Raw genomic sequence first — 24,925 nt, forward strand, 5'->3', positions numbered from 1 at the left:
GCCGGCGGACGCTGCGAGCGGGTCGCTTCAGTGGTGAGTGCGCCAGGAAAGGTACAGGCCCGTTCTCGGCTCTGCCGGTCGTGCGCCTTGTTCAGCTCTGCGGGCTCAGTCCCGCCACGGCCAGCCGGAACAGCCGCTCCGCCCGGGCGGCGGGGTCGGGGTAGTGCTCCGTGGCCAGGACGATGCCGACGACCAGCGTGATCAGGTCTGTGACGGTGACGCCTGCCGCCACCGCGCCGCCCTGCTCGGCGCGGCGCAGCAGCGGGCCTGCCGCCTCTTCCAGCGCCGCCGAGCAGGCGTTCTCATGCACCGGGTCGGACCCGGCACCGTCGTAGGCCAGCGCGGCTGCCAGACCCCGGGCGCAGATGCAGTAGGCGACGACGTCACCCAGCCACTCCAGGAGCGCGTCCCGGCTGTCGTCCTTGCCGGTCAGGTCGTGGGCGCGGGCGCACAGGGCCTCGATCCGTTTCCGGGAGACCGCCTCCAGCAGTGCGCGGCGGGTGGGGAAATGCCGGCGCACGGTCGCCGAGCCGACCCCCGCGGTGCGGGCGATCTGTTCCAGGGAGGCGGCGGTGCCCTGGGCGGCGACCTCCTCCTCTGCCACGGCGAGGATCCGCGCGTAGTTGCGCCGGGCGTCGGCGCGCTGTCGGTCTGGCATGGCGTCCTCTCCGTGCTTGCTAAGTGGCGGGCCCCGCCATATCGTACCGGAACAGAAACGGCGGGCCCCGCCGTTTATTCGCCGCGCACCCGAGGAGCATCATGTCCACACACTCCGCGCCCGTCCTGGTCACCGGCGCCACCGGCAAACAGGGCGGCGCCACCGTCCGTGCCCTGCGCGCGGCAGACGTGCCCGTCCGTGCCCTGGTGCGCGACCGGGCCACCGACCGGGCCAAGGCCGTCGAGGCGCTCGGCGCCGAACTGGTCACCGGCGACCTTCACGACAGCGATTCCGTGGTCCGGGCTGCCGAGGGTGCCCGCGCCGTCTTCTCCGTGCAGATGCCCGCCATGACCGCGGAAGGCTTCGATTTCGAAGGGGAGGTGACCCAGGGCACCAACCTCATCGAGGGCGCGAAGGCCGCCGGAGTGCGGCAGTTCGTGCACACGTCCGTCTCCGGCGCCGGCCAGCACACCGAAACTCCCGGCTGGGCCGAGGGCCGCTGGGCTTCGATGGAACCCACAATGAGCGCCAAGAGCGCGATCCAGGACCGACTCCGCGCGGCCGGCTTCCCGCACTGGACGCTCCTCAAGCCGGCCACCTTCATGGAGAACTTCCTCCCGTCCATGGCGTTCCTGTTCCCGCGTGGCATCGAGGGTGGCCTGGTGACCGTCCTGAACCCGGAGACCCGGGTGTCCCTGGTCGCGGTGGACGACATCGGCAGGGCAGCCGCCGCGGCCCTCGCCGCGCCGGAGCAGTTCGACGGCGTCGAGTTGGAGCTGGCGAGCGACTACCTGTCGATGACCGAGATCGCCGAGGTCCTCTCCCGCGCACTGGGCACGCAGCTTTCCGCACCGGACATGACCGAGGAGGAGGCCCTCGCCGCCGGGATGCCGGCGTATGCCGCCTCTTACGAGTGGCTGAACGTGGCCGGCCAGCCGGGCCGCCCGCACTACGCGAGGGACCTCGGCATCCCACTCACCAGCTTCGAGGAATGGGCGCAGGAACACATGCGGGCCAAGGCCTGACACGGCCCCAGGTCTCGTCCGGTTCGCCAGGAGGGCCAAGTCCTCTCCGGCTACGACGCCACCCACTCACCACGAACACAATCCTGAATCCCACGCAAGCCGTCCACAGAATTTGACAATTCCTCGGGATGCCGCCGCCTCCATCGCCGCTATGAACGCAAAGCCGACCACTTCCTGGCCTTCGCCAGCATCGCCTGCACCCTCAACTGCTACCGCCGACTCACCGACTGACGTGAGATGCCAGGTGGCGGGACACGAAGTCGCGCCAGAGGGCTATGGCCGCGGGCTCTGTTTCCGCGTGGGGACCGGCGTAGCTGACCAGTCGCTTGTCCTGTGACCCTAGTGCGTCGAAGAGGGCCAACTGGCCGTCCCTGGGGAAGATCTCGTCGTGCCATTGGAGGTGAAACAGGGCTGGGGCGGTGATCCGTCGGGCCTCCGTCGCGGTACGTTTCGGCGCTTCCAAGCCCTTGTGCAGGGCTGGTCCTTGCCGGAGGCCGAACTTGCCGAAGACTACACAGCGGAGTTCGTCGCCCAGTCCGGCCGCCAAGGGGACGCCGAACCGTGTTCCCATGGACATTCCCAGGTAGGCGAGGTGGTCAGTGTCCGCGATGCCCAAGGCCCCGAGGGCGTCCACAGTCGCCTGCCAGTCGTCCGCCATTCGATCGAGGACGACGTCGATCCCCTCTTCGGCGATGCGGGCCTGGTACTCCGCGGTCGGGATAGGGCCCGGCACTCGATCACCGTGGTAAGGCCCGTCGATCGCAAGTGCGGCAAGGCCGGCATGGGACGCAAACCAGCGAGCGAGACTACCGATTCGCTCGCTCTTCTTGTGCCCGCTGCCCCCGTGCCCCAGCAGGACCAGCGGAGGAGGTGAAGTGACAGGCGATGGTGACAGCCAGAGCACCCCAGGAACGACGCCGACTTCTCGGGTCAGACAAAATCCCTGCTCAACGACACCGCCGTCCATGATGCGGCGGTCGGTCCACTCGATTACCTCGTCCACGCAGTCATCCAAGCAGGAGGACGTCATAACCGGCGGGCGGCTGGGGCGCTGGAACGGCCCGCCGTTCACCCAAGCACATTCAGCCCTCATTCACTACCGCTCACTGACCAAATGAGATGACCGCTAAGCCCGGGCGGCATCGTCCGTCCCACCAGTGCCTGGTGCCGCCAACACCGCTCCTGAGACCTCTGCCGCCGAGGCTGCGAAGGTGTGGACACGCCATACGAGGGCTGGCCGGCTAGGGGCGACTTCCTCCGGCCCCACCGAGGCGATTCCAGCAGGCCCCGAAATGTGAAGCCCGCTCAGAGGCGACCTTCATCGGCCCTGCCCGTGACCGGCCCAGAGGGCCAAGTAGGACTGTTTTCAAGCCGTCTCCGCTGGCGGCGATCTTCACAGGTTAGGGCCGATTCGAGACGCCCCGGTGGTCCCAAAACGCGTCGCCATAGCCAGGTTGGCCTCGGCCGAGGAGCCCCCAGCATGTGCAGGTAGAGTCCGTACGCCCCCGACTCGACCTGCTCATCGTTCAGGTACAGGCACCAGCGGTTGTCCGTGCAGCGAAGCCCGCAGGTGCGGCACACGGGCGGCGAGTCGTTCGGTCGGCGAGTGGCCGGTTCGTCCGTCGGGCCCCTCGCCCCCGCGGCGGTGTTCCATCGCGAGTGCCAGGTCGACCAGGGTCCGCACCGACTCCTCCGTGTACAACAACCCGTCGCACAATCGAACAGCGCGTCACCTCGCGCGGTCAGACACGCATACAACTCCGTCCGGAAGCGTGGCACCTGCGCGAACGCATCCCGCAGGACGCCCTGACACCCAGACTCACGACCACGGCCTTCGCTCGGATCCACTCTGTGACATCGCGGTCGTTCTTGATAGAGCGGTAGTGGGAGTTGGCAGAGGCATCGAGCCACTCGCCCGGCTCCCGGAAGGCTTCATCGGCGTCGAACCATGCCCTGCCGGCCAGGATCTGGGCGATGCCTCCGTCGAGCCGGTCGAGCACGATCCGGGCGCCGCAAGGTCGTATCGCTCGAGGCCGGGCATGCCGAGGCCGGGCATGCCGACGGCGCGGAACTCGTCGAGGGAGAGGATGACGAGGTCGAGTTCGGGGGTGCGGTGCCCCGCAAACCAGGTGAGGGCCGTCGTCGCGCCATCGGCGAGGACGACGTACAGGTCGTGGTCGGAATGGTCGGTGGTCATGAACTCGTGGGCCCGGGAACCCTTGAGAACGAAGCCGACGACGGCTGGTTCAGCGGCGGCGAGTTCGACAAATGCGTCGTAGGTGAGGCTGCCGAGCAGTCATCGCGTGATCTCCGGTGTTGTGATGACGGGTATGCAAGCCAGGCGGCCCCAAACTCATCGGGGTCGCTCGCACCGTCTGCGGAGGCGCTTGGCCGCCGCCGCCCGGAAGTTCAACGCACGTGGGGACTACACCTCTTCGCCTGCCGAGAGGTCTCGTATTCGGATGTCCGGATGAGGGCTGGCGGGCTCGGAGAGCAGTGCGCACTGCAACTCCAGGGCCATGGTGTGCTCGAACCTGTACCGGCAAGCGGACTGAGAGCAAGCTCGGAATTGACGTCATCAGGCCGTGCAGACCGGGTGCTGTCATTGACCGCGGAATGCACGGCGGCCCCCGCGTCAGCGGGGCCGCCATCTATTCGACGAGTATCAGCGAGTCTTTTCGTAGGCCTCGCGGACGGCAGCCGGAACACGACCGCGATCGCTGACCTCGAAGCCGTTTGCCTTCGCCCAAGCCCGGACCGCCGACGACTCGTCCCTGCCACCAGTCGACGCCTTGCTCTTCCCCTTCGCGGCACCGCGAATCCTGCGAGCACCGTCGGCATGGAGATAGGGGTTCAAGATCTCAAGGAGCTTCTCGTAGTTCTCATCCGTGAGGTCGATCTCGACCCCAGCTCCGTCGATGAGGATGCTGTGCGTGGCGATTTCCGTCGATTCCTCGCCGGTCAAGTCATCCACATATGTTGTGACTACCTTCTGGGCCATGAGGGGGATCCTAGGGCACGTTCAGGCAGATCCGGCAATCGCAAGCAGTCGGGCTCCGGTAGTGCTATTTCTCCGGACTGTCACGAAGGCATCGAGATGTTCAGGTTTCTGTCCTTGTTGATGTACGTACGTTCGAGAAGCCGAGCTCGATGGGTCTTGCGGTCCTCGACGCGCTGGATGGCGCCGGGCGCCCGGCGGCCCGGCTGGCGACTGCGGGGGAGATGGGCTCGCCTAACCGCATCGGCGGCCCGGCCACTCCAGTGACCGGGCCGCCGAACAGGAAAGAGGCGGATACCGGGACGTTGCCCGGCGAGGAAACCTCAGTTATTTATAGATCCAGACCCACCAGCCCGCGGCAACGCCGTCCGAGCCGTCCTTGTACCTGCAGAAATGGAATATTCGGGTCTCTTCCGTCCAGTACTGGGCCCGGGCCTTGCAGGCCTCGAAACCTTCTTCGTCCGAGCTGAACGGCCCTTCAACCAGGCCCCAATCCGACCACGTTGTGGCTGGGGCTGCACTGGTCGCGCCGCCCACCGGGGAGGCCCCGGCTGCCGGCGCGAGACCGACCACCACCCCGCCCGCAATCGCGGCCAGCAGAAGCCCGGTCGCCAATCGAATACGAATACCCACTGCTCTCCTTCTCGGATTACTGTCCGAACGGCCATGGGAATCAGAGAGAATAATGGACTTTCCTTTGCCGTCCTCTCTTGCCCAGTAGTTTTCCAGGGCAGTTCCCGAAAAACAAGCCCACAAGTAGGAGATAGCATCCAGAGACGCTATGGACACAACCATTTGAATCCGGAATAAGTACCCTACTGATGCTTCATCAGGCCTTCATGTGATTTGGCTTCCTTCCGGCCAGGGCGCGATGACCGTGGCCGCGACATACGGTTCTGATCCACTCTCTGCGGAGCCATGACTGGGCGTCACGGGTGCCTGGAAGGGTGGGTGTTCGTGTGACTTCAGCGTGCTCTGGGCCGCCTTCTTCCACCTGTCGACGGTGACGGTGGAGGGGGTGCGGGACGGTGTCGGGCCGTGTCCACGGCGGGTACCGGCGGCGCTTTGCGGACGTGGCGGTGTCCGGGCACCGGACCGTGATCGACCTGCTGGCGAGCCGGTTCATATGCCCAGCCCGGGACTGTGATCGCCGGACCTTCGTCGAGCAGGTCGACGGGCTCACCGAGCGGTTCGCCCGGCACACGGCTTCGCTGCACCGGGCGCAGGAGAAGATCGCGCCGGCCCTCGCCGGGCCGTCGCCTCACTGGCCAGGTACAGCCGACGGCGACGCTCATCGAAGTGCGGCAGGATCTGATCGAACTTGGCCCGCAGAGCACGAGCGGCAACGCGACCTGCCAGACACGGAGTCATATCTCAGACTCCCACCAACACCCCTCTGTCGAACACTTATTGATATACGAGTCCCCGCGGTGCCGGCGTACTGCCGCTGCACGCCGACGGTGTGCGTGCCCTTCTTCACGTCCCCGGTCTCGTCGACCACCAGCACCGCGTCCTCGTCGTGCAGATGTTCCAGCACGTACTCGCGCACGTCATCGCGCACGGCGTCGGCATCCCACTTGACCCGGCCGAGCAGGTGCTGCATGCCGTCCGGGCCGGCCTCCCCGGCCCACTCCGCGATGCTCCAGCAGTTCTTGCGCGGCAGGTCCGACAGCAGCCCCAGCACCAACCTCCCTGTCCGGCGCCGGGGTTCAACCCGGGCGAAGCGGCCTGCGATCCGGCCCAGCAGCGCCTGCCCGGCGGCCGCGGGAACCGCCCAGATGGTGACGGCTATCCGCCCGCCAGGGACGCGTCACCCGTCGCAACTCGCTCAGGGCTTCCCGAGGCCGTCAGACATGTTGAGAACGAAGTTGCCGACCACGGCATCGAACTCGTCGTTGGCGAACGGCAAGCAGGGCAGAGCAGCAATCCGCACGTCAGCTTCCGGAGCCGCCAGCCCAGCCCGGGCGACCGTGCCGGCTTCGGCATCCACGGCCGTCACCTTCGCTCCTCGCTCACATGCAACTGCGGCGGCGGCGCCCGTGCCCGTCCCCACATCGAGGACCCGTACACCCTCACTGACCCCGACAGTGTCGAGGAGCCCAGGCACCGAATATACGCAGAGTTTGACAAAACTCGCAGCATAGGCATCGGCCTGCCCCGCCCACGCCCGCCGCTCCGACTCATCAAACACCGTCTGCACCACTCGTCCCCTCCCCGGAACAGCTACCGCCGCGACAACAACCCGGCGGACCCCCGACGCCAACCCATAGCTGATCAACAGCGACCAGGGATCGGAAACACGCGCTTACCCCGACCGCGGCGCGATCCGCTGCGCCTGTGGGCTACATCTCGAAAGAGCCGAAGCTGTGCGGCGGCTGTGCGGCCCTGAGGGGTGGGGCCGGCGCCCACCCACCGTTTCCGAACACGAATCCTCACGGCACCCCTTGACGCGCGCAGTGTTAGCGCTAACACTTCACTCGCATCCAGCGCAGTTACCGCGCAGCCGCATCGCGAGCCCCACCTCCGGCGGTTCTGTCATCTCTGCATTCCCTGACCTTGCTCTCGCCGCACCGGACGAGCCGCCCCGACGGAGCCTAAGTGTGATCGATAACATTCCTGCTACCGAGCCTTCACCACCGGGTGACGGCAGCCGCCGTCCCCCGGCCGGACCTCCGGCGCCGGCCATGGCCGGGAACCACCGGAGGCGGGGCCGGGTCCGCGCCACCCTCGAGGCGTACCTGCTCCTCGCGCCGAGCCTCGCCGGGCTCCTGCTGTTCCTCGTGGCGCCGATCGTCGGGGTCGTCGTCATGAGCTTCTTCGAGTGGAACCTGATGGGCGCCCCGCACTTCGTCGGGCTGGCGAACTACCGCGAGATGATGGGCGACAGCGAGGTGTGGCGCGCGATGCGCAACACCGTGTACTACGTGCTGCTGAACATCCCCGCGCAGACCGTGCTGGCGCTGCTGCTCGCCCTGGCGATGAACCGGAAGCTGCGGGGCGGCAAGGTGTTCCGGGTGCTGTTCGTCCTGCCGTGGATGGCGATGCCGGTCGCCCTCGGCATCGTGTGGAGTTGGGCGTTCGATCCACAGCACGGCGTGGTCAACCAGTTCCTGGCCCTGTTCGGCGTGGACGGCCCGGCGTGGCTGTCGTCCACCGGCTGGGCGATGCCGGTGCTGGCCTCGGTCAACATCTGGCAGTACACGGGCTACACCATGCTGTTCCTGCTGGCGGGCCTCCAGGCGATCCCCGAGTCGCTCTACGAGGCGGCCGACCTGGACGGCGCCGGGCCCGTGCACCGCTTCCTCCGGATCACGCTGCCGCTGCTGCGCCCGTCGATGTTCTTCGTGCTGGTGACCAACACGATCGGGTCGTTCCAGATGTTCGACACCGTCTACGTGATGACCCAGGGCGGGCCGGGCGGGTCGACGGACACGATGAACTACCACATCTACCAGCAGGCGTTCCAGCTGTTCCGCAGCGGCTACGCCTCGGCGCTGGCGATGCTGCTGTTCGCCGTGATCCTACTGGTGACGGCCGTCCAGCTCCTGTACTTCCGCAAGCGCACCATCTACGACTTCAGCTGAGGACGGCCACGATCATGTCTTCTCTCTCCACCGCCGTCCGCAGAACGACGCTGTACGGGATCCTCTCCGGCGGAGCGCTGCTGTCGGTCGCCCCGTACCTGCTGACGCTGAACGGCGCGCTCAAGCGGCCGTCGGATCTGCTGTCGACCAACGCCTGGGCACCCGCGCATCCGGCCACGTTCGCCAACTTCGGTGCCGTGTGGGGTCAGTACGGGATGTCCTCCTTCCTGCTGCACACCCTGATCGTGGCGGTCGTCGTCACCGCCGGGCAGGTGGTGTTCAGCGCGCTGGCGGCATACGCGCTCGCCCGGATGGAGTTCCCGGGGCGCGACGTCCTCTTCTGGGGCTACCTCGCCACGATGATGGTGCCTCAGATGATCACGCTCGTGCCGCTGTTCCTGATGATGCGTGACCTGGGTCTGGTGGACACGTACGCGGGCATGATCCTGCCGACCCTCTTCGGCACCCCGTACGGCGTCTTCCTGGTGCGCCAGCACTTCCGCACCATTCCCAAGGACCTGGAGGCCGCCGCCCGCATCGACGGGGCGAGCACCTGGAGCATCCTCGTGCGGATCATGCTGCCGCTGAGCCGCCCGATCCTCGCCACACTCGCGATCATCACGTTCGTCAACACCTGGAACAACCTGATCTGGCCGCTGATCATCACCAACAGCGACCGGACCCGGGTGATCACCGTGGGCATCTCCGCCCTCCAGGGCGAACACGTCTCCGACCTGCCGCACATCGTGCTGGCCGGGGCGGCCCTCGCCCTGCTCCCCCTGATCGCGGTGTTCCTGCTGTTCCAACGGCACATCGTCCGCTCCATCGCGCTCACCGGCCTGAAGTAGGCCCCTGCGCCGCAGGCCCGAGCGGTCCCCGTCCGCCGAGGACGTGACCGCCCACCGGCCTCCTCACCCCGCTCCACCCACCCCCCCGCCTCCCCCTCGCTCCCCCCGCATCACGCCACAGCTCCCCCGCCCCCCGCACCCCCGCGCACCACCCGCACCGAAAGGGACGCCCAACCATGTCCGCATCCTCCAAAAGAGTCCTGGCCGCCACCGCCACCAGCGCACTCCTGCTCTGCCTCACCACCGCTTGCGGCTCGTCCGGCTCGGACACCTCCTCGTCCGGAGGTACCGTCACCCTGCGGTACGCCATGTGGGACGCGGTGCAGGAGCCGGCGCTGAAGAAGTCGATCGCCGTGTTCGAGAAGCAGCACCCGAACATCAAGGTCAAGATCGAGCTGAACGCGTGGGCGCAGTACTGGAGCAAGCTGCAGACCCAGATGGCCGGCCGCACCGCGCCCGACGTCTTCTGGGACCACGTGGCGTACTTCCCGCAGTTCGCCCAGCAGGGCGTGCTCACCGACCTCACCCCGTACATCAAGGCCGACAAGCTGAACACGTCCGTCTACGACGCCAAGCTCCTGGCGGGCTGGCAGCAGGACGGCAAGCAGTACGGCCTGCCCAAGGACTGGGACACCATCGCCCAGGTCTACAACAAGACCATGCTCAAGAAGGCGGGGCTGACGCAGGACGAGCTGGGCAGCCTGTCCTGGAACACCACCGACGGCGGCAGCTTCGTCAAGGCCCTGCAGAAGCTGACCGTCGACGTCAACGGCAAGCACCCGAACGAGAAGGGCTTCGACAGCAAGCACGTCAAGCAGTACGGTCTCGCGCTCGGGTCGTCAAACGGCCAGACGGACTGGTGGAACGCGGCCACGCAGAACGGCTGCAAGCTCCAGGACAAGGCGTGGGGCAAGTGGACGATCAACCAGCCCTCCTGCGTGGAGGCCATCCAGTTCATACGGGATCTGCGGCTGAAGTACCACGTCGCGGTACCGGCCTCCGTCACCAACACGCCCAACGGGGCGTCCCTGCCGCAGGTCATGGCCCGTAAGCAGGCGGCCGTGGTGTGGGACGGCAGCTGGGACCTCAACGCCTACCAGAGCTCGATGAAGGGCAACTTCGGCGTCGCCGAGCTGCCCAGTGGCCCGGTCGGGAAGGGCACGGTGTACAACGGGCTCAGCAACGCCCTGTACGCGGGCAGCAAGCACCCGAAGGAGGCGTGGGAACTGGTGAAGTGGCTCGGGTCGGAGGAATCCCAGAAGATCATCGTCTCCGAGGGGTCGGTGTGGCCGGGCATTCCCACGCTCAACAAGGACTACGTGGCCGTGTGGAAGCAGCGGGGCGTGGACGTCAGCGCCTTCTCCAAGGAGGCCGAGGGCACGACCGTCGGGTATCCGCTGACCACGTCCTCGGCGACGTACAACGTCAAGGTGCAGGACGCCTTCAACCAGGTGTGGCTGGGCCAGCAGTCCCCCCAGGCGGCGGCGGACTCCGTCAACGAGGAGTCCAACTCGGCCGTCAAATAGGCAGCGGCGGCAGCAGTCGCCACGACCGACGATCCACCAGGAGTCCAACGGACATGCAGAACCACACCCCGGCCCGCCGTGACGAGGAGCCGTCCCAGGACGGCGCCGACCGGCAGCGGTCCGTCAGCATCTTCGACGTCGCCAAGGCGGCCGGGGTGTCCCACCAGACCGTCTCGCGGGTGGTCAACGGCAGCCCCAAGGTCAGGAAGGCCACCCGGGAACGGGTGCTGCAGGTCATCGACGAACTCGGTTACAAGCCCAACCGGCTCGCCCGGGCACTGGCCGGGGGAGTGGTGCGCTCGGTCACCGTGCTCACCTCGGACACCATCCTGTACGGCGCCTCTCTCGCCCTGCGGGGTATAGAGGAGGCGGCCCGCGCGGCGGACTTCGCCGTGTCGGTCAGCGTCCTGGACGAGAACTCCCCGTTGACGCCGGACGACGTCGCCGGGCGGCTCGCCCGCCCGGGAGAACCCGTCCTGGTGATCGCCTTCAACGCGCCCGGCGAACGAGTCTGGCGGGCGTTGCCCGCCGAGTTCCCCGCGGCCGCCGTGGTGGAGCGGCCGCATGAGGCCGGGCAGCCGGGCGGCAGGCCGGAAGCCTGGCTCGACGACCGGGCGGCCGCGGCCCAGGCCACCCGGTACCTGCTCGGCCTCGGCCACCGCACCGTCCACTACATGACGATCCCGTCCTCGACGACCAGGGTCGGGCAGCGCGCCGAGGGCTGGCGCGACACGCTCAGCGCCGCCGGTCGTCCCGTACCCGAGCCGCTGGAAGGCGGCTGGAGCCCGCGATCCGGGTATCTGGCCGCTCGCAGCGTGGTCGCCGACCTGCAGGTCACCGCCGTGCTGTGCGGCAACGACGATCTCGCGCTCGGTGTTCTGCGGGCGGCCCGGGAGGCGGGCCGTGAGGTGCCGGGCGACCTCAGTGTCATGGGCTTCGACGACGCGCCGTACGCGGCGTACACCCATCCCACCCTGACCACCGTCCGGCTGGACTTCGAAGGCCTGGGGCGGGGCGCCTTCGGGATGCTGCACCGGCTGCTCGACCCGGACAACGCCCCGGCGCCCGCTCTGTGGGCCGAACCGGAACTGATCGTCCGGGAGAGCACCGGCCCGGCGCCGCACCGGCCCGCCTGACCGCCCCTGCTCCCCGGGGCCCTCCTGTTTCCCCCAACACCCCTACCGCTCCGTCCGCGGGGGATGTGAGCGATAACATCCCGGTTCCCCCGATCCGTCCTTCCGCAGTGCCGCGGGAGGAGAAAGCCAGGTTTCCATGTCCCTCGACACCCGCACCCCGGGCGCCGCGCCGCCCGGCCGAAAAAGAGCACACCTCACCAGAGCACTGCTGGCCTGCGCGGCCCTCGTAGGCACCGCCCTCGCCGTGCCCCAGACGGCAGCCGCCGCCACCCAGACCTTCACCGTCGACCTCGGCACGACCACCGGAACCGTCCTGCGCGGCTCGAACGGCGCGCTCTACGGACAGAGCGACGACGGCGTCCCCAGCGACAACCTGCTGGCGCCCCTGAAGCTCACCACCGGATCGCAGAAGCCCCCGAACGGTGCCCAGCACCCCAACGGAGACATCCTGGAAGTGGCCCCGTCGTTCTTCCGCAACGGCGGCGGCACGATGTACACCAACATCCAGGACATGTACTCGGACTGGCCGTACCAGAACCTCGGCCTCAGCGACTACCTCACCAAGGTCGACAGCGCGGTCAACGCGATCAAGGGGACCTCGTACGCCGACAAGGTCGTCTTCGTCCCCTTCAACGAGCCCGACGGCATCTGGTATACCGGCATCAAGAGCGGCGACGCCACCGTCTACCAGAACGCCCTGAACAAGTTCAACTCCGACTGGAGCACCGTCTATAACCGGATCCGGAGCATCATCCCCGGCGCCAAGATAGGCGGGCCCAACACCGCCGCCTGGAACAGCAAGTTCTTCGGCGACTTCCTGACCTACGCCAAGTCCAAGAACCAGCTGCCGGACGTGTTCACCTGGCACGAGCTCGGCCCCGGCTCCCTCGCCTCCTACCGCGGTCACTACGCCACGTACCGCTCCTTGGAGAGCGCCCGCGGCATCAGCCCGATCACGGTCAACATCGACGAGTACGCCAACCGGCGCGACCTGTCCGTGCCCGGCCAGATGGTGCAGTGGGCGACGATGTTCGAGGACACCAAGGTCTACGCCCAGCAGCCCTATTGGGACGCGGCCGGCAACATGGACGGCAACACGGCCCTCACCAACAGCCCCAACGGCACGTGGTGGTTCTGGCGCTGGTACGCCGGAATGACCGGGCAGACCGTCAAGGCGACCCCGCCGCAGCCCAGCGTCCAGGACACCCTCCAGGGCATGGCCTCGCTGGACACCGGCCGCAAGCAGGCCCAGGTGGTCCTCGGCGGATCCGCCACCGACACCGACGTGGTGATCAACAACATCCCGAGCACCACCTTCGGCAGCAAGGTCGAGGTCACCGTGCAGGCCCTGGACTGGTCCGGCTACGACGGTGTGTCCGCGCCGCCGCAGACCATCTCCCGCGCCGCCTTCACCCCCTCCAGCGGGTCCATCACCGTTCCGCTGACCGGCCTGAACCGCATGTCGGCCTACCGCATCACGGTCACCCCGAACGGCGGCGGCACCGCCGCCACGCCCAGCGTGCCGCAGAGCTCCTCGTACGAGGCCGAGAACGGCACCATCACCAGCGGCACGATCACCACCGAGGGCAACGGCGCCAACTACAACGAGTCCCAGAAGTACGCGGCCTCCGGCGCCAAGGACGTCACCGGCCTCAGCTCGGCGACCAGCAAGGTCGACTTCGCGGTGAGCGCTCCGTCCTCCGGCACGTACAACCTGCGGATCTTCTACGGCAACCAGACCGGTACCCCGGCCCAGCAGGCGCTGCGGATCGACGGCGCCGGCCCGAAGTTCGTCACCTACCCGTCCACCCTGAACTCCCAGTACCGCTCCACGGTCACCGTCCCGGTGACGCTGAGCGCGGGCAGCCACACCATCTCCCTCGCCAAGTCCGACGCCACCCTGGGCACCGGCGTGGGTGACGTGACCCTCGACAAGATCGATCTGACGGCCGCGCAGAGCAACCCGGAGACGCTGTACGAGGCCACGTTCGCCGACACCAGCGGCACCCCCGGCTGGTCGTACGGGGACGTGGGCGAGGCCGGGACCGGCGCCGTCGTCCTGGACTCCGGCGACAGCACCACGTTCGACGCCTACGCGCCCACCAACGGCTACTACACGGTGAAGACCGCCTACGCCTCCACGGGCGGGACGGCCGCCCTGGCCCTGAACGGCACCACCGTCGCCACCCTGGCCAACTCCAGCGGCACGGCGGCCACCGCGAGCAACCGCCTCTACCTGGTGGCCGGCATCAACCGGATCAAGGTCAGCCCGAACACCGGCGCCACGGTCACCCTGCGGAACCTGAAGGTGGCCGGCTCGGGTGACACCACCGGCGTCACCAAGATCGAGGCCGAGAGCGGCACCCTGGCCGGCGCGGCCAAGATCCAGTCGGACGTGTGGAGCTCCGGCGGCAAGAACGTCGGCTACATCGGCAACGGCAGCGCCAACACGCTGACCTTCGGCAACATCAGCGCCCCGGCGGCAGGCCGGTACGCGGTGGTGATCCACTACGCCAACAACGACCGGTCGGGCACCGGCAGTTACAACACCAACGTCAAGTCCCGCACCGCCCAGCTGACGGTGAACGGTGGCACCCCGGCCACATCGACCTTCCGCAACACCTACGGCTGGAGCGACTTCTGGTCGCTGGGCACCACGGTCAACCTCAACTCCGGAACCAACACCCTGAAGATCTCCAACTCCTCCTCCTACGCACCCGACATCGACTACATCGAGGTCGCCCGGGTGAACGGCTGACCGTTCCCCTCCCAGGGCCGCCGCCGAGCCAGGCGGCGGCCCTCCTCCCCGCGTGCCGCCGCACGTTCTCGCCGCGACCGCCACAGCCCGAAAGGCCGCCATGCCGAACATCGCCCACGACCCCGAGCACCGGCTGTGGGTCCTGTCCGGACCCGGCTCCAGCTACGTGCTGCACCTCGACGACGCAGACCGACTGCGCGGCCTGCACTGGGGCCCCCGCCTCACCCTCGAACAGGCCGTCTCCCTGCTGCGCTACCCGGAGCCCGGCCGCCGTTCCTTCGAGGACCCCGCCGACGGCACCCTGGACCTCGACACCGCCGGAGCCATGCGCTACGCCCACGCGGGCGTCCAGGTCCGCTTCCCCGACGGCGTGCGCGACCTCGAACCGCGGCCGGCCGGCCAGGAGGTGCTCCACCACGAGGACGGCACGGAGCTGGTGCTGCGGTTCACCGACCGGCACTACCCGCTCACCATCGAGGCCCACTACCGCCTGCGCACCGACACCGATGTCATCGAACGCCACCTCGTCCTGCGTCACACCGGCACCGGGACCGACGGCGCGATCACGATCGTCCGCGCCGACTCCGCCACCTGGGTGCTGCCCAGGCTCGGCGAGTACCGCCTGAGCCAGGTGCGGGGGCAGTGGAACGCCGAGACGCAGCTGAACCGGACACCGCTGCCGTACGGCGAGACCCTCCTCACCAGCCGCCGCGGCACCACCGGACACCAGACCAACCCCTGGGCCATGATCGACGACGGTGGAACCGACGAAGACCACGGCGCCGTCTGGTCCTGCGCGCTCGCCTGGAGCGGCAGCTGGCGGCTGACCGCCCAGCGGATGCCCGCCGAACGGGTCACCGTGTCCGCGGGCTTCGGCCACGACCCGGTCACCTGGGAACTGCCGCCGGGCGAGGAGCTGGCCACCCCGGTCTGCGCGGGCGCGTACACCGAGGGCGGCTTCGGAGCCGCGTCCCGGCTGTGGCACCGGCACGTCCTGGACCATGTGCTGCCGCACCCGGGAGAGCTGCGGCCGGTGCTCTACAACTCCTGGGAGGCCACCGAGTTCGACATCGAGGTGAACGGGCAGATCGCGCTGGCCGAGAAGGCCGCGACGCTCGGGGTCGAGCTGTTCGTGATGGACGACGGCTGGTTCGGGGCGCGCACCCACGACGCCGCCGGCCTCGGCGACTGGACCCCCAACCCCGACCGCTTCCCCGACGGCCTCACCCCCCTCATCGACCGGGTGCACGACCTCGGTATGCGGTTCGGGCTGTGGGTCGAACCCGAGATGGTCAACCCCGACAGCGACCTCTACCGCGACCACCCCGACTGGGTGCTGCACCACCCGCACCGCCGCCGCACCGAACACCGCAACCAGCTGGTGCTCAACCTCGCCCGCCCCGACGTGGCCGCCTGGCTGCACGGCCGGCTCGACGAACTGCTGTCGAAGAACGCCATCGACTTCCTCAAGTGGGACATGAACCGCCCCTTCTCCGAGGCCGGATGGCCCGACGCGGACGGTGACCCCGACCGGCTGTGGATCGACCACGTGCGCGGCCTCTACGCCCTGCTCGACCGGCTGCGCGCCGACCACCCGGGGCTGCGCATCGAGTCGTGCAGCAGCGGCGGAGGCCGCCTGGACCTCGGCATCCTCGCCCGCACCGACCAGGTGTGGACCTCCGACAACACCGACGCGCTGGACCGCATCGGGATCCAGCACGGCTTCTCCCAGCTCTACCCGGCCCAAGTCATGGGCGCCTGGGTCACCGACAGCCCCAACCCCTACACCGGGCGCAGCGTGCCCCTCGACTTCCGTTTCCACGTCGCCATGAACGGTGTCATGGGCATCGGCGGCGACCTGAACCGGTGGAGCGAGGCGGAACTGGCCCGCACGGCCGAACTCGTCACGGTGTACAAGCGCGTACGGCACCTCGTCCAGCTCGGCGAGCAGCACCGGCTGCGACCCTCCGGGGACGGGGAGCTCAGCGCGGTGCAGTACCTCTCCCCCGACGGCCGGGAAGCCGCGGTGATCGCCCTGCGACGGTCACGGCGCTACGGACACCACGACCCGGCCCTGCCGCTGCGCGCACTCGACCCCGCGGCCCGCTACCGCGACACGGACACCGGCACCGTGCACCACGGCGCCGTCCTGCTCAGCCACGGTCTGCCTCTCGGCCTCGCCGCGGACGACTACGCCAGTGCACTCGTCCACCTCGTCCGTGAGCCGGCCTGACGACGGCGTGTCACCTCGACCGTGTCAGCGATCGAGTCCGGTCCGGCCCGCCCACACGGCCGGGCCGGACGAAAAAGGCCCGCCGCGGGCGGGCGCGGTTCAGGAAGCGTCGTCGAACCGGACGTCCTGCGTCGCCGTCACCCCTGCCTTGCGGCCGGGCGCCGACTGGTGGCGCCAGTAGAGGTTGGTGTGCGCGATGACCTGCTCCGGCGGCGGCGCGCCCCACGCGCTGTTGTCCGGGGCGGTGTGGGCGTCGGCGACGAGTGTCACGTCGTAACGGCGCACGAAGGCGCCGTGGATCGTGGAGCGTATGCAGGCGTCCGTTTCCGCAGCGCCGTAGGACTTGTGCACCAGCGGCTCCGACTCCCGGCGGGACAACTCGCTGACGTACTCCCAGGCTTCGCTCTCCTTCTCCAGCCCGTCGTCGAAGTCCTGCACCAGACGACCGGGACGCCCTCCTCGCGGGCCGGCCGACGAGGCCGGCGATGCTCGCGACGACCTCGTCGCGCTGGTGGGCCCCGGCGACGACACCCTTCTGCTGCCGACGAGTAACAACCGGTGTGGCCGGTGGCGGAACCACCGGCAGGTGATCAACGGGATCGTCCATCGGCTCAGTACTGGCTGCCAGTGGCGCGAGCTGCCCGGGCGCTTCGGCCCTTGGCAGACCGTTCATAAGCGGCACATGTTGTGGTCGACTGGAACATAAACGTCGACTCCACCTCGGCGCGTGCCCACCATCATGCCGCCGGAGCTCCGAAGGCTTCGCCACCGGCACTGTCCGTTGCTGAAAAGGAGGCCGCAAAAAGATCAGTTCACACGCGCGCGCTTGCGCCTGCGTCCGTTCCTGGAGGAGGCGGTGCGACAGGCGAAGCTCTCGGTCGGTCGGCGCGGACAAGGCGTACAGCAACCGTCAGGATCGCTCCTACCTGCGAAGGCGTGGTATCCGGCACGTGATCCCGGAGAAGCGGGATCAGGCTGTCCGCCGCCTGCGCAGGGGCTCGCGCGGCGGACGGCCTCCCGGCCTCGACAAGGACCGCTACAAGAAACGCAACACCGTCGAGCGGGCGATCAACAAGCTCAAGCAGTTCAGAGCTGTCGCCACGCGGTATGACTGTGAGGATGTGTGGGTGCCGCCTCGGGCGGTGGTCTGGCCCGCGATACGACTGGCCTTGGTGCCTTGAGTTTGATCTGCCGACCGCTGTCTGAGGCGGCGCAAGCTGCCGCCGGACCGGGGGGCGTGTCCCGATAGGGGCCTTCGCGACAGGCACCGTCACAGTCCTGACCGCCGCACTCGGCCCGGCGTCGGCCGGTGTTCCCGAGGCGTCAGGAGACAGTCGACCGTGACCAGCATGGCCCAGCACACCCATCCACGTCACCACATCACTGACCTGAGCGAGGAGGTGGTGCTCGGGGTGGACACACACAAAGACGTACACGCAGCCGCTGTAGTCACCAGTACCGGAGCAGCGGTGGCCAGCCGTACCTTCCCCACCACGAGGGAGGGATACCGCCAGCTCCTGTCCTGGGCCCGCTCCTTCGGACACTTACAGCGGGCCGGTGTGGAGTGCACCGGCTCCTACGGAGCCGCACTGACCCGCTACCTGCTCAGCGAGGGCCTTACGGTCACCGAAGTCAACCAGCCGGACAAAGCCGTACGGCGCCGACGCGGCAAGACCGACGCGATCGACGCGGCAGCAGCGGCTCACGCCGTCCTCTCCGGTCGGGCCACCGCTGCCGCCAAGACCGCCAACGGCCCGGTGGAGACAATCCGGTTGTTCAAAATGGCCAAGACCTCCGCGGTCAAGTCCCGTTCGCAGGCCATCAACCAGCTCAAAGCCATCCTGGTCGCCGCAGACCCCGCCCTTCGTGAGTCCCTGGCCGGCCTGAGCAACCCCAAGCTCATCCGCTGTTGCAGCGAACTGAGCCACGGCGAGGGATCCAGCCCCGAGGCAGCCGCCCGACACACACTCCGTCTCCTGGCCAGGCGCATCCTGCATCTCACCGACGAAATCAGCGACCTCACCAAGCGGATCACGGCGGCGATCGGCGCCTGCGCGCCCAGGCTCCTTGATGTCTACGGCGTCGGCCCCGACACCGCTGCCGCGCTGCTGACAGCGGCCGGGGACACCCCACAGCGAATGGGCAGCGAGGCGTCCTTCGCCGCTCTCTGCGGCGCAAGCCCCGTCGAAGCATCCTCCGGCAAGACCCAGCGCCGCAGACTCAACCGCGGCGGTGACCGCCAGGCCAACTCCGCCCTCTACACGATCGTCCTGGCCCGGATGCGCTGGGACACTCGCACCCGCGCCTACGTCGAACGCCGAGTCTGTGAAGGCAAGACACGCCGGGAAGCTATTCGCTGCCTCAAACGCTACGTCGCACGCGAGATCTATCAGGCGATCGTCACACTCCGATCAAGCACGGACAAGCCAAGATCAGCTGCTTGACATCCATAGGGGCATCAAGCGCGGACACGTCAACATGGGCACCATCACCGCCGCCGCACTCCTCATCTGGCTCCGATCATGACCGGACAGACGGGGCCAAGAGCGTGGCAAGTTCATCCAGGACTCGGGCCGCCGGAGCCGGGTCGACCAGCCACTTCAGGTGGCTGCCCTCGAGAGTGCGGACGTCGTACGGGTTGTCCGGCGTCAGCTCGTTGCCCTCGCGGATCAGCCGGTCCTGCATGGCGAGCGGCATGCTCGCGTCGTTGGCCAGGCGGACGAAGGTCTTCGGGACGCGGCCCCAGGTCGCGGCCTGCGCCCGGTCGGTGGAGGTGCCGACGTCCAGGTTCTCATCAGGCTGGAATGTGTTCAGGAAGGTCAGGAACTCCTCGTCGGTGCCGTCGGCGAGGAAGGCCGCCTTGAGCGCCGCAAGGACGTCCGGATCCGCAGTGCGGAAGTTGACGCGGAGCAGGCCGAGTTCGGCTGGGTTCCCCGCCATCGCCGAAACCAGGGAAGCGGCGTCGACCGTGGCCATCTCCGGCTCGGCGTAGTAGTCGCCGACGTCGAGAGCGACCGGGCACCAGGCCGCGACATAGACGATGCGGTCGATCAGGTCCGGCCGCGCGTTGGCCGCGGCCGTGGCCGTGGCGCCGCCTCGGCTATGGGCGACAAGGATCACAGGGCCATTCCGCTTGGCCCGTTCCAGGATCCCGATCAGGTGCGCAGCGTTGTCGGCGAGCGTGACACCCTTGATCGAACCGGGCGCGGTGGCGAGCCCGTCCAGATCCTGCGGCGCCTGATAGGCGCGGGTGAAGGTCGCCCCGAAGCCGTGGCCGGGCAGGTCGACGGCGACCGAACGGTGTCCCAGGAGGCCGAGTTCGGCCTGGAGCGGTGCTGAGGAGAAGGAGTTCGCGAAGGCTCCGTGAACCAGTACGAACGTCGGTTGCATCTTTCTACTCACTCTCTGGCCTCTGCGGCGTCGGCGGCACGCGCGTCGCCAGCCCCGTCGCCACGAGTTACCTCGCGGTCGAGGAACAGGCCTTCGTCCTGCGGCGCACCGTCCCCGCCGCAGCGACGTCTTGGGGCGTGGTAAGCACAGGCGGTCAAGCGCAGGGCCTTCAGGGCAGCGTGCGGACAGTTGTTTGGTCCGACGAATCACCCTACCCAGCGGAAGATCATCCGCACTACCCGTATGAGCCCTTCCACTTGTGTACTTCGCCCGGCCCACGACCTCGACGGACAGACCCTCTTGTCACCGCTTTCAGCAAGCCCGGCGCCAGGCCTGAAGGGGGCGTCCCACGGCCAGAGATCGGAGAGACACTCCCTAGGAGCGGGTCCGGCACAGTTCCTGGTCCACAAGTGTGATCATGGCCTGCTGGGTGTCTTGGCCGCCGTCACTGGTGACGTACACCACGGCGGTCCGGGTCCCGTCTCGGGTGGCGCCACCCCAGGTCAGATAGCCGAGCAGTTCGCCCCGGTGACCGAAGTAGCTGCCGCCACACGACAACGGGATCTCGGCCAGACCGAGTCCATACCTCACGCCCAGCTCGGGCGCGGGCACGGTGGTCGTCATCTCGTCGAGTTGCGCCGGAGCCAGCAGACGGCCGCCGAGCAGCGCGGCGTAGAACCGGTTCAGGTCGAGCGCGGTACTGATGACCGATCCGGAGCCGACGGCCATACTCGAATTGAGCACCGTGACGTCGATGCCATCGCCGGTGCCGGTGCCGAACGCGTAGCCCTGGGCGCGCGGACCCAGGATGAACGGGAAGGTGCCGGGCATACTGGTGTCCCTCAGCCACAGCGGGCGGATGATCCGGTCGTTCACCTCCTGTGCCCAACTCCGGCCGGTGACCTTGTGGGTGATCATCGCGGCGAGAATGTAGTTGGTGTTGGAGTACGACCAGTCGGCGCTCAGGGAGGGTATGGGAGGGTGCTGCATCGCCAGCCCCACCAACTCCTCGGGGGTGTAGGTGCGGAACCGCTCGGCTTGATAGCCGTCCGCGCTTTTCAACGCGGGTATCTCCAGCCCGTCGTCACGGATGCCGCTGGTGTGCTGCAGCAGCTGCCGCACGGTGATCTGCCTGCCGTCGTTGCCGTTGCCCTGGACCACTCCCGGCAGCCACTGTTCGACGGTGTCCTCCAGGGAAATTCGCCCCTCGCCGACGAGTTGCAGCACGACCGTGGCGGTGAAGCTCTTGGTGGCGCCGCCTATCCGGAATCTTCCATTCCGAGGCATCTCCCTCCTGGTGCCCCTCTCGGCCGTCCCGGCGCGCGCACTGTCACGTGTGTCCGGTGACGTCGCCTCGGCGGACACACCGACGGCCCCGGTGTCGTGGACCGCATCCACCTGCTGCTGGAGCGGATCGGCCTGCGGCGGCCTCGCCGCCGCCGTCCCGGTCGACGTGGCGAAGAGAACCGCGCGCAGGCTGCTCAGGACAAGCAGGTTCCGCCGACGCCTTCCTGGCACATGCATGATGATCCCCGTCCTGTGCGGGTTGCCTGCGTGTTCAGCGCTCAGGCTGTGGCCCGCGGTGTTTCGCCCCCGGAGCCGGAGGTCGACGACCATCTCACCAGCGATGAAGGATCGGCCCATCCGGCTCTCCCCCTGACGCTCCGATGCGTTGTCCTCAGGGTGGTGCTGGGGGTTAACTTCCGTAGGGACGCTGAGGCTTCTTCCCCCAGCCGGCGCCGACCAGCAAGATCACGCTCTGTCGCCGTAGCGTTCCAGTTCGGGGCGCTGGTGAGCGACGATGGCGTCCTCCACGGCCAGCTCGTGCAGTCCGAACTGCTCCGCGGCCTGCCACAGTTGCTCCGGGGTCGGCCGATACAGCCCGATCCAGGCCATCGTGCCCGGCTCCCCGGGGAGCTGCTGGTAGGTCTCGGCCAGCGACGCGGGCGTGTCGATGCGGTGTCCCTCGCGGTAGGCGGCCGCGTCCAACACGCTGCGCTCCAGCGACACGCACGGAGGTTCCGGCTCCGCTCGTGGGTCCATCGAGTGCTCGAGTGCCGGGGCCGTCTCGTCGTGGCTCGCGTGGCCGGTCGGGCTCAGGGCCCACTTGCCGGCGCGGGCTGCGCGTGCTCGCCATTCGGACATGACCGAACCTCCAGAGGAAATACCGAAGCTGGTCCGCCGGTGGTTCCGGGCGGATGACACCTCGCCCGGCGAGGTCGGTGAGGGCCACGGAACGGCGTCCACGAGCCTAGGTGTTGCTGCGCTGCCGTGCGACGCGGCGCTTCGGGAGGGCCGCCTCCGGTTGCGATCGGAAGGCGGGCTGCCGTATCGAGCGAGGCGGCCGGCACGGCGCCGGGCAGGGCCAGTAGAGCCAGTGCTGCAACCTGGCCGCCGGTATCGGCCATGCGGGGCATGTGCGCCAGGCGAGGACCGCCAGATGCAGGACCAGGCACGCCCAGCCGCCCAGCCGCAGCCACCGGCGCCGGCCCTGTTGCCGGGCGGCGCCCAGGCCCGCAGCCCAGACCGCGCCGGGAGCGGCCATTACCGCGGAGGCCAGCACTGCGATCCAGAGGGTGACCGGCTTCATACCTCATTCACACCTCCCTGCCCTGCAGCACCCCGGGTGGGTCGCCCGGAGCGTCCGGCCTGGTCAGGACCCCGGCGGCCGCCCAGTGAGACGCCATCGCAAGTATTTGCATATCGGTGCAACAAAGAAGACACTGCTGCGGTCAGCCTGCGCCGCACCCTGCGCGCAGGGCCGGAACCTCATCACAGAGCGGAGGCAGCCATGGGCGCGGACCCTCCCAGTACACGCTGCCTCACCGGCAGCCTCTGAACCACCCGTTTCCCTGCGGCCTTCTCCGTACGGAGCGGGTGCGTCGCGGTCGTGCGTGCTCGCCTGCTCGATCGCCCTTCCCCTGCCTGCTCACGTGCACACGCCGGGCACTGCTCCTGACGGGCCGGCCGTGCAGTCGGAGGTTCATGTGATGTCGTTCCGGACGACAAGTTCTGCCGCCTCGCGGGTCTCGCTGCCATCCCGGGTGGCAGGCCGCCTGGCACGGATGACCTGGGTGGACGTGGTCGTCGCCGCCGCGGTCCTGGTGCTGCTGTATCTGACGCTGCGCGTCGGCCAGAGCACCACGGTCAGCTTCTCCCCCAGCCAGGTCGCCCACGTCGACACCGACCCGGCGCGGCTGCCATACGACGCGGTGCGCTCGCTGCTGCGCATGTTCGCCGCCCTCGCGCTCTCGGTCGTGTTCACCTTCGTCTACTCCTACGCCGCCGCCAAGAGTCGGCGCCTTGAACGGATCCTCATCCCGGCGCTGGACATCCTGCAGTCGGTGCCGGTCCTCGCCTTCCTGACCGTGGCCATCGCCGGGCTGGTCGCGATGTTCCCCGGCTCGATGCTCGCCCTGGAGGCGGCGTCGATCTTCGCGATCTTCACGTCCCAGGCGTGGAACATGACGTTCGGCTTCTACTACTCGCTCACCTCCCTGCCGCGCGAACTGGACGAGCTGTCTCGGTCGTTCGGCTTCACCCGCTGGATGCGGTTCTGGAAGGTCGAGGTCCCCGCCGGGATGATCGGCCTGGTCTGGAACGGCATGATGAGCTTCGGAGGCGGCTGGTTCTTCCTGGTCGTCTCCGAGGCGATCAGCGTCAACAACCAGAACTACACGCTGCCCGGCGTGGGCTCCTACGCCGGCGCGGCGATCGCCGACGGTGACCTGGGCAAGGTCGGCTGGGCCATCCTGACCATGACCGTGATGGTGATCGGCGTGAACTTCCTGTTCTGGCGGCCGCTGACCGCGTGGGCGGAGAAATTCAAGAACGAGCAGGCCGAGGCCAGCGAAGTGCAGCGGTCGGTGGTGCTGAACTTCCTGCGCCGTTCCCACTGGCCGCAGTTGCTCGGCCGCGTGGTGCGGCCGGTGGGCCGAAGGCTGAGCGAGGCAGCCCGGGTCTTCGGTACTGACGACCGTCCACTCGTGGTGGACCGCGCGCGGCAGCGGACCGGTGACCTCGTCTTCGCCCTCGTCGCGGGCGGGCTGATCCTTTGGGGCCTGCTCGACCTCGCGGGTTACCTCAACGACCGCACCGGACTTGGCGTGTTCGGCGAACCGCTGCTGCTGGGGCTGGCCACCCTGGGCCGGGTCGTGGCCCTGGTGATCGTCGCCACCGTGGTCTGGGTGCCGATCGGCGTGAAGATCGGCTTCTCGCCCCGGCTGACCCGGATCGCCCAGCCGGTGGTGCAGGTCCTGGCCAGCTTCCCGGCCAACTTCCTCTTCCCGCTGGCCACCTGGTTCTTCCTGAAGACCGGCCTGTCCATCGACATCGGCGGCATCCTGCTGATGGCGCTGGGCGCCCAGTGGTACATCCTCTTCAACACCATCGCCGGCGCCATGGCCATTCCCACTGACCTGCGGGAGGCCATGGCCGACCTGGGTGTCACCGGCTGGCAGCGGTGGCGGCGCCTGATCCTGCCCGGCATCTTCCCCTCGTACGTCACCGGCGGCATCACTGCCTCCGGCGGCGCCTGGAACGCCTCGATCGTCTCCGAGGTCGTCACCTTCGGCGGCACCACCCTCACCGCCACGGGCCTCGGCGCCTACATCGCGCACGCCACCGAGCGCGGCGACTATCCGCACCTGCTCGCCGGGATAGCCGTGATGAGCCTGTACGTCGTCGGCCTCAACCGGCTCTTCTGGCGCCGCCTGTACCGGCTCGCCGAGAACCGCTACGCCCTGTGAACTTCCCGCTTCTGCTTCACC

At 68.4% G+C, this 24,925-nt stretch carries 20 protein-coding genes and 4 pseudogenes; 12 read left to right on the forward strand and 12 right to left on the reverse strand.

Annotated features, from left to right (window positions below):
* Positions 1-91: 91 nt before the first annotated feature.
* Complete coding sequence (locus QQY66_RS00855; RefSeq protein WP_301977088.1) at positions 92-658, reverse strand: TetR/AcrR family transcriptional regulator; 567 nt, start codon at positions 656-658, stop codon at positions 92-94.
* Between the two features lie 101 nt (positions 659-759).
* Between QQY66_RS00855 and QQY66_RS00860 the strand changes: the two genes are divergently transcribed.
* A complete protein-coding gene (locus tag QQY66_RS00860; protein WP_301977089.1) occupies positions 760-1,683 on the forward strand; it encodes an NmrA family NAD(P)-binding protein in 924 nt (307 codons plus the stop codon).
* A 123-nt stretch (positions 1,684-1,806) separates the two neighbouring features.
* Positions 1,807-1,914: pseudogene (locus QQY66_RS00865) on the forward strand (IS5/IS1182 family transposase); the annotation flags it as partial.
* On the opposite strand, the gene QQY66_RS00870 reads toward QQY66_RS00865, so the two are convergent.
* The 6 genes and pseudogenes from QQY66_RS00870 to QQY66_RS00895 all read right to left on the reverse strand — a co-directional run.
* Complete coding sequence (locus QQY66_RS00870; RefSeq protein ID WP_301977090.1) at positions 1,904-2,686, reverse strand: dienelactone hydrolase family protein; 783 nt, start codon at positions 2,684-2,686, stop codon at positions 1,904-1,906. The pseudogene QQY66_RS00865 and the gene QQY66_RS00870 overlap by 11 nt on opposite strands.
* An 853-nt stretch (positions 2,687-3,539) precedes the next feature.
* Positions 3,540-3,979, reverse strand: a pseudogene (locus QQY66_RS00875) (hypothetical protein); the annotation flags it as partial.
* 369 nt (positions 3,980-4,348) lie between these two features.
* Positions 4,349-4,684, reverse strand: coding sequence for an Lsr2 family protein (locus QQY66_RS00880; protein WP_301977091.1), 336 nt, complete (start codon positions 4,682-4,684; stop codon positions 4,349-4,351).
* A gap of 324 nt (positions 4,685-5,008) precedes the next feature.
* Entirely contained in the window at positions 5,009-5,314 is a 306-nt protein-coding gene (locus tag QQY66_RS00885; RefSeq protein WP_301977092.1) for a hypothetical protein, read from the reverse strand.
* A gap of 658 nt (positions 5,315-5,972) precedes the next feature.
* Positions 5,973-6,425: a transposase gene (locus QQY66_RS00890; protein ID WP_301987087.1), complete on the reverse strand. Its 453-nt coding sequence runs from the start codon at positions 6,423-6,425 to the stop codon at positions 5,973-5,975.
* A pseudogene (locus QQY66_RS00895) lies at positions 6,417-6,884 on the reverse strand (class I SAM-dependent methyltransferase); the annotation flags it as partial. The gene QQY66_RS00890 and the pseudogene QQY66_RS00895, both read right to left, overlap by 9 nt.
* Positions 6,885-7,365: 481 nt before the next feature.
* Here QQY66_RS00895 and QQY66_RS00900 point away from each other — a divergent pair.
* The 6 genes from QQY66_RS00900 (at position 7,366) to QQY66_RS00925 (ending at position 16,766) form a co-directional block, all read left to right on the forward strand.
* Positions 7,366-8,265, forward strand: coding sequence for a carbohydrate ABC transporter permease (locus tag QQY66_RS00900; RefSeq protein ID WP_301977093.1), 900 nt, complete (start codon positions 7,366-7,368; stop codon positions 8,263-8,265).
* Positions 8,266-8,279: 14 nt separating this feature from the next.
* On the forward strand, positions 8,280-9,113 hold the full coding sequence (locus tag QQY66_RS00905) for a carbohydrate ABC transporter permease (RefSeq protein ID WP_301977094.1): 834 nt from the start codon (positions 8,280-8,282) through the stop codon (positions 9,111-9,113).
* 176 nt (positions 9,114-9,289) lie between these two features.
* On the forward strand, positions 9,290-10,639 hold the full coding sequence (locus tag QQY66_RS00910; RefSeq protein ID WP_301977095.1) for a sugar ABC transporter substrate-binding protein: 1,350 nt from the start codon (positions 9,290-9,292) through the stop codon (positions 10,637-10,639).
* A gap of 53 nt (positions 10,640-10,692) precedes the next feature.
* On the forward strand, positions 10,693-11,775 hold the full coding sequence (locus QQY66_RS00915) for a LacI family DNA-binding transcriptional regulator (RefSeq protein ID WP_301977096.1): 1,083 nt from the start codon (positions 10,693-10,695) through the stop codon (positions 11,773-11,775).
* 136 nt (positions 11,776-11,911) lie between these two features.
* Positions 11,912-14,533 (forward strand): CBM35 domain-containing protein, encoded by a 2,622-nt coding sequence (locus tag QQY66_RS00920; protein ID WP_301977097.1) that lies wholly within the window; start codon positions 11,912-11,914, stop codon positions 14,531-14,533.
* Positions 14,534-14,633: 100 nt separating this feature from the next.
* The gene (locus QQY66_RS00925) at positions 14,634-16,766 is read left to right on the forward strand and encodes an alpha-galactosidase (RefSeq protein ID WP_301987089.1); all 2,133 of its coding nucleotides are present in this window, start codon (positions 14,634-14,636) and stop codon (positions 16,764-16,766) included.
* Between the two features lie 99 nt (positions 16,767-16,865).
* On the opposite strand, the gene QQY66_RS00930 is transcribed toward QQY66_RS00925, so the two are convergent.
* Positions 16,866-17,204, reverse strand: a complete 339-nt coding sequence (locus tag QQY66_RS00930) for a hypothetical protein (protein WP_367666954.1) — start codon at positions 17,202-17,204, stop codon at positions 16,866-16,868.
* 148 nt (positions 17,205-17,352) lie between these two features.
* Here QQY66_RS00930 and QQY66_RS50175 point away from each other — a divergent pair, with 148 nt between their 5' ends.
* From QQY66_RS50175 to QQY66_RS00940, 3 genes are all read left to right on the forward strand, one after another.
* The gene (locus QQY66_RS50175; RefSeq protein ID WP_367666955.1) at positions 17,353-17,472 is read left to right on the forward strand and encodes a transposase; all 120 of its coding nucleotides are present in this window, start codon (positions 17,353-17,355) and stop codon (positions 17,470-17,472) included.
* A gap of 100 nt (positions 17,473-17,572) precedes the next feature.
* Entirely contained in the window at positions 17,573-17,947 is a 375-nt protein-coding gene (locus tag QQY66_RS00935; RefSeq protein WP_301987091.1) for a transposase, read from the forward strand.
* A 168-nt stretch (positions 17,948-18,115) separates the two neighbouring features.
* Positions 18,116-19,210: an IS110 family transposase gene (locus tag QQY66_RS00940; protein WP_301987093.1), complete on the forward strand. Its 1,095-nt coding sequence runs from the start codon at positions 18,116-18,118 to the stop codon at positions 19,208-19,210.
* A gap of 76 nt (positions 19,211-19,286) precedes the next feature.
* Here the strand turns inward: QQY66_RS00940 and QQY66_RS00945 are convergent, their stop codons facing one another.
* From QQY66_RS00945 to QQY66_RS00960, 4 genes and pseudogenes are all read right to left on the reverse strand, one after another.
* Positions 19,287-20,156, reverse strand: a complete 870-nt coding sequence (locus QQY66_RS00945; protein WP_301977098.1) for an alpha/beta hydrolase — start codon at positions 20,154-20,156, stop codon at positions 19,287-19,289.
* A gap of 375 nt (positions 20,157-20,531) precedes the next feature.
* On the reverse strand, positions 20,532-21,680 hold the full coding sequence (locus tag QQY66_RS00950; protein WP_301977099.1) for a serine hydrolase: 1,149 nt from the start codon (positions 21,678-21,680) through the stop codon (positions 20,532-20,534).
* Positions 21,681-21,917: 237 nt separating this feature from the next.
* Positions 21,918-22,301: pseudogene (locus tag QQY66_RS00955) on the reverse strand (transporter); the annotation flags it as partial.
* 106 nt (positions 22,302-22,407) lie between these two features.
* Positions 22,408-22,746, reverse strand: coding sequence for a hypothetical protein (locus tag QQY66_RS00960; RefSeq protein ID WP_301977100.1), 339 nt, complete (start codon positions 22,744-22,746; stop codon positions 22,408-22,410).
* Between the two features lie 475 nt (positions 22,747-23,221).
* On the opposite strand from QQY66_RS00960, the gene QQY66_RS00965 reads away from it, so the two are divergent.
* On the forward strand, positions 23,222-24,904 hold the full coding sequence (locus tag QQY66_RS00965; RefSeq protein WP_301977102.1) for an ABC transporter permease subunit: 1,683 nt from the start codon (positions 23,222-23,224) through the stop codon (positions 24,902-24,904).
* Positions 24,905-24,925: the final 21 nt, after the last annotated feature.

The organism is Streptomyces sp. DG2A-72 (assembly GCF_030499575.1).
In the GTDB taxonomy this organism is placed as follows: Bacteria; Actinomycetota; Actinomycetes; order Streptomycetales; family Streptomycetaceae; genus Streptomyces.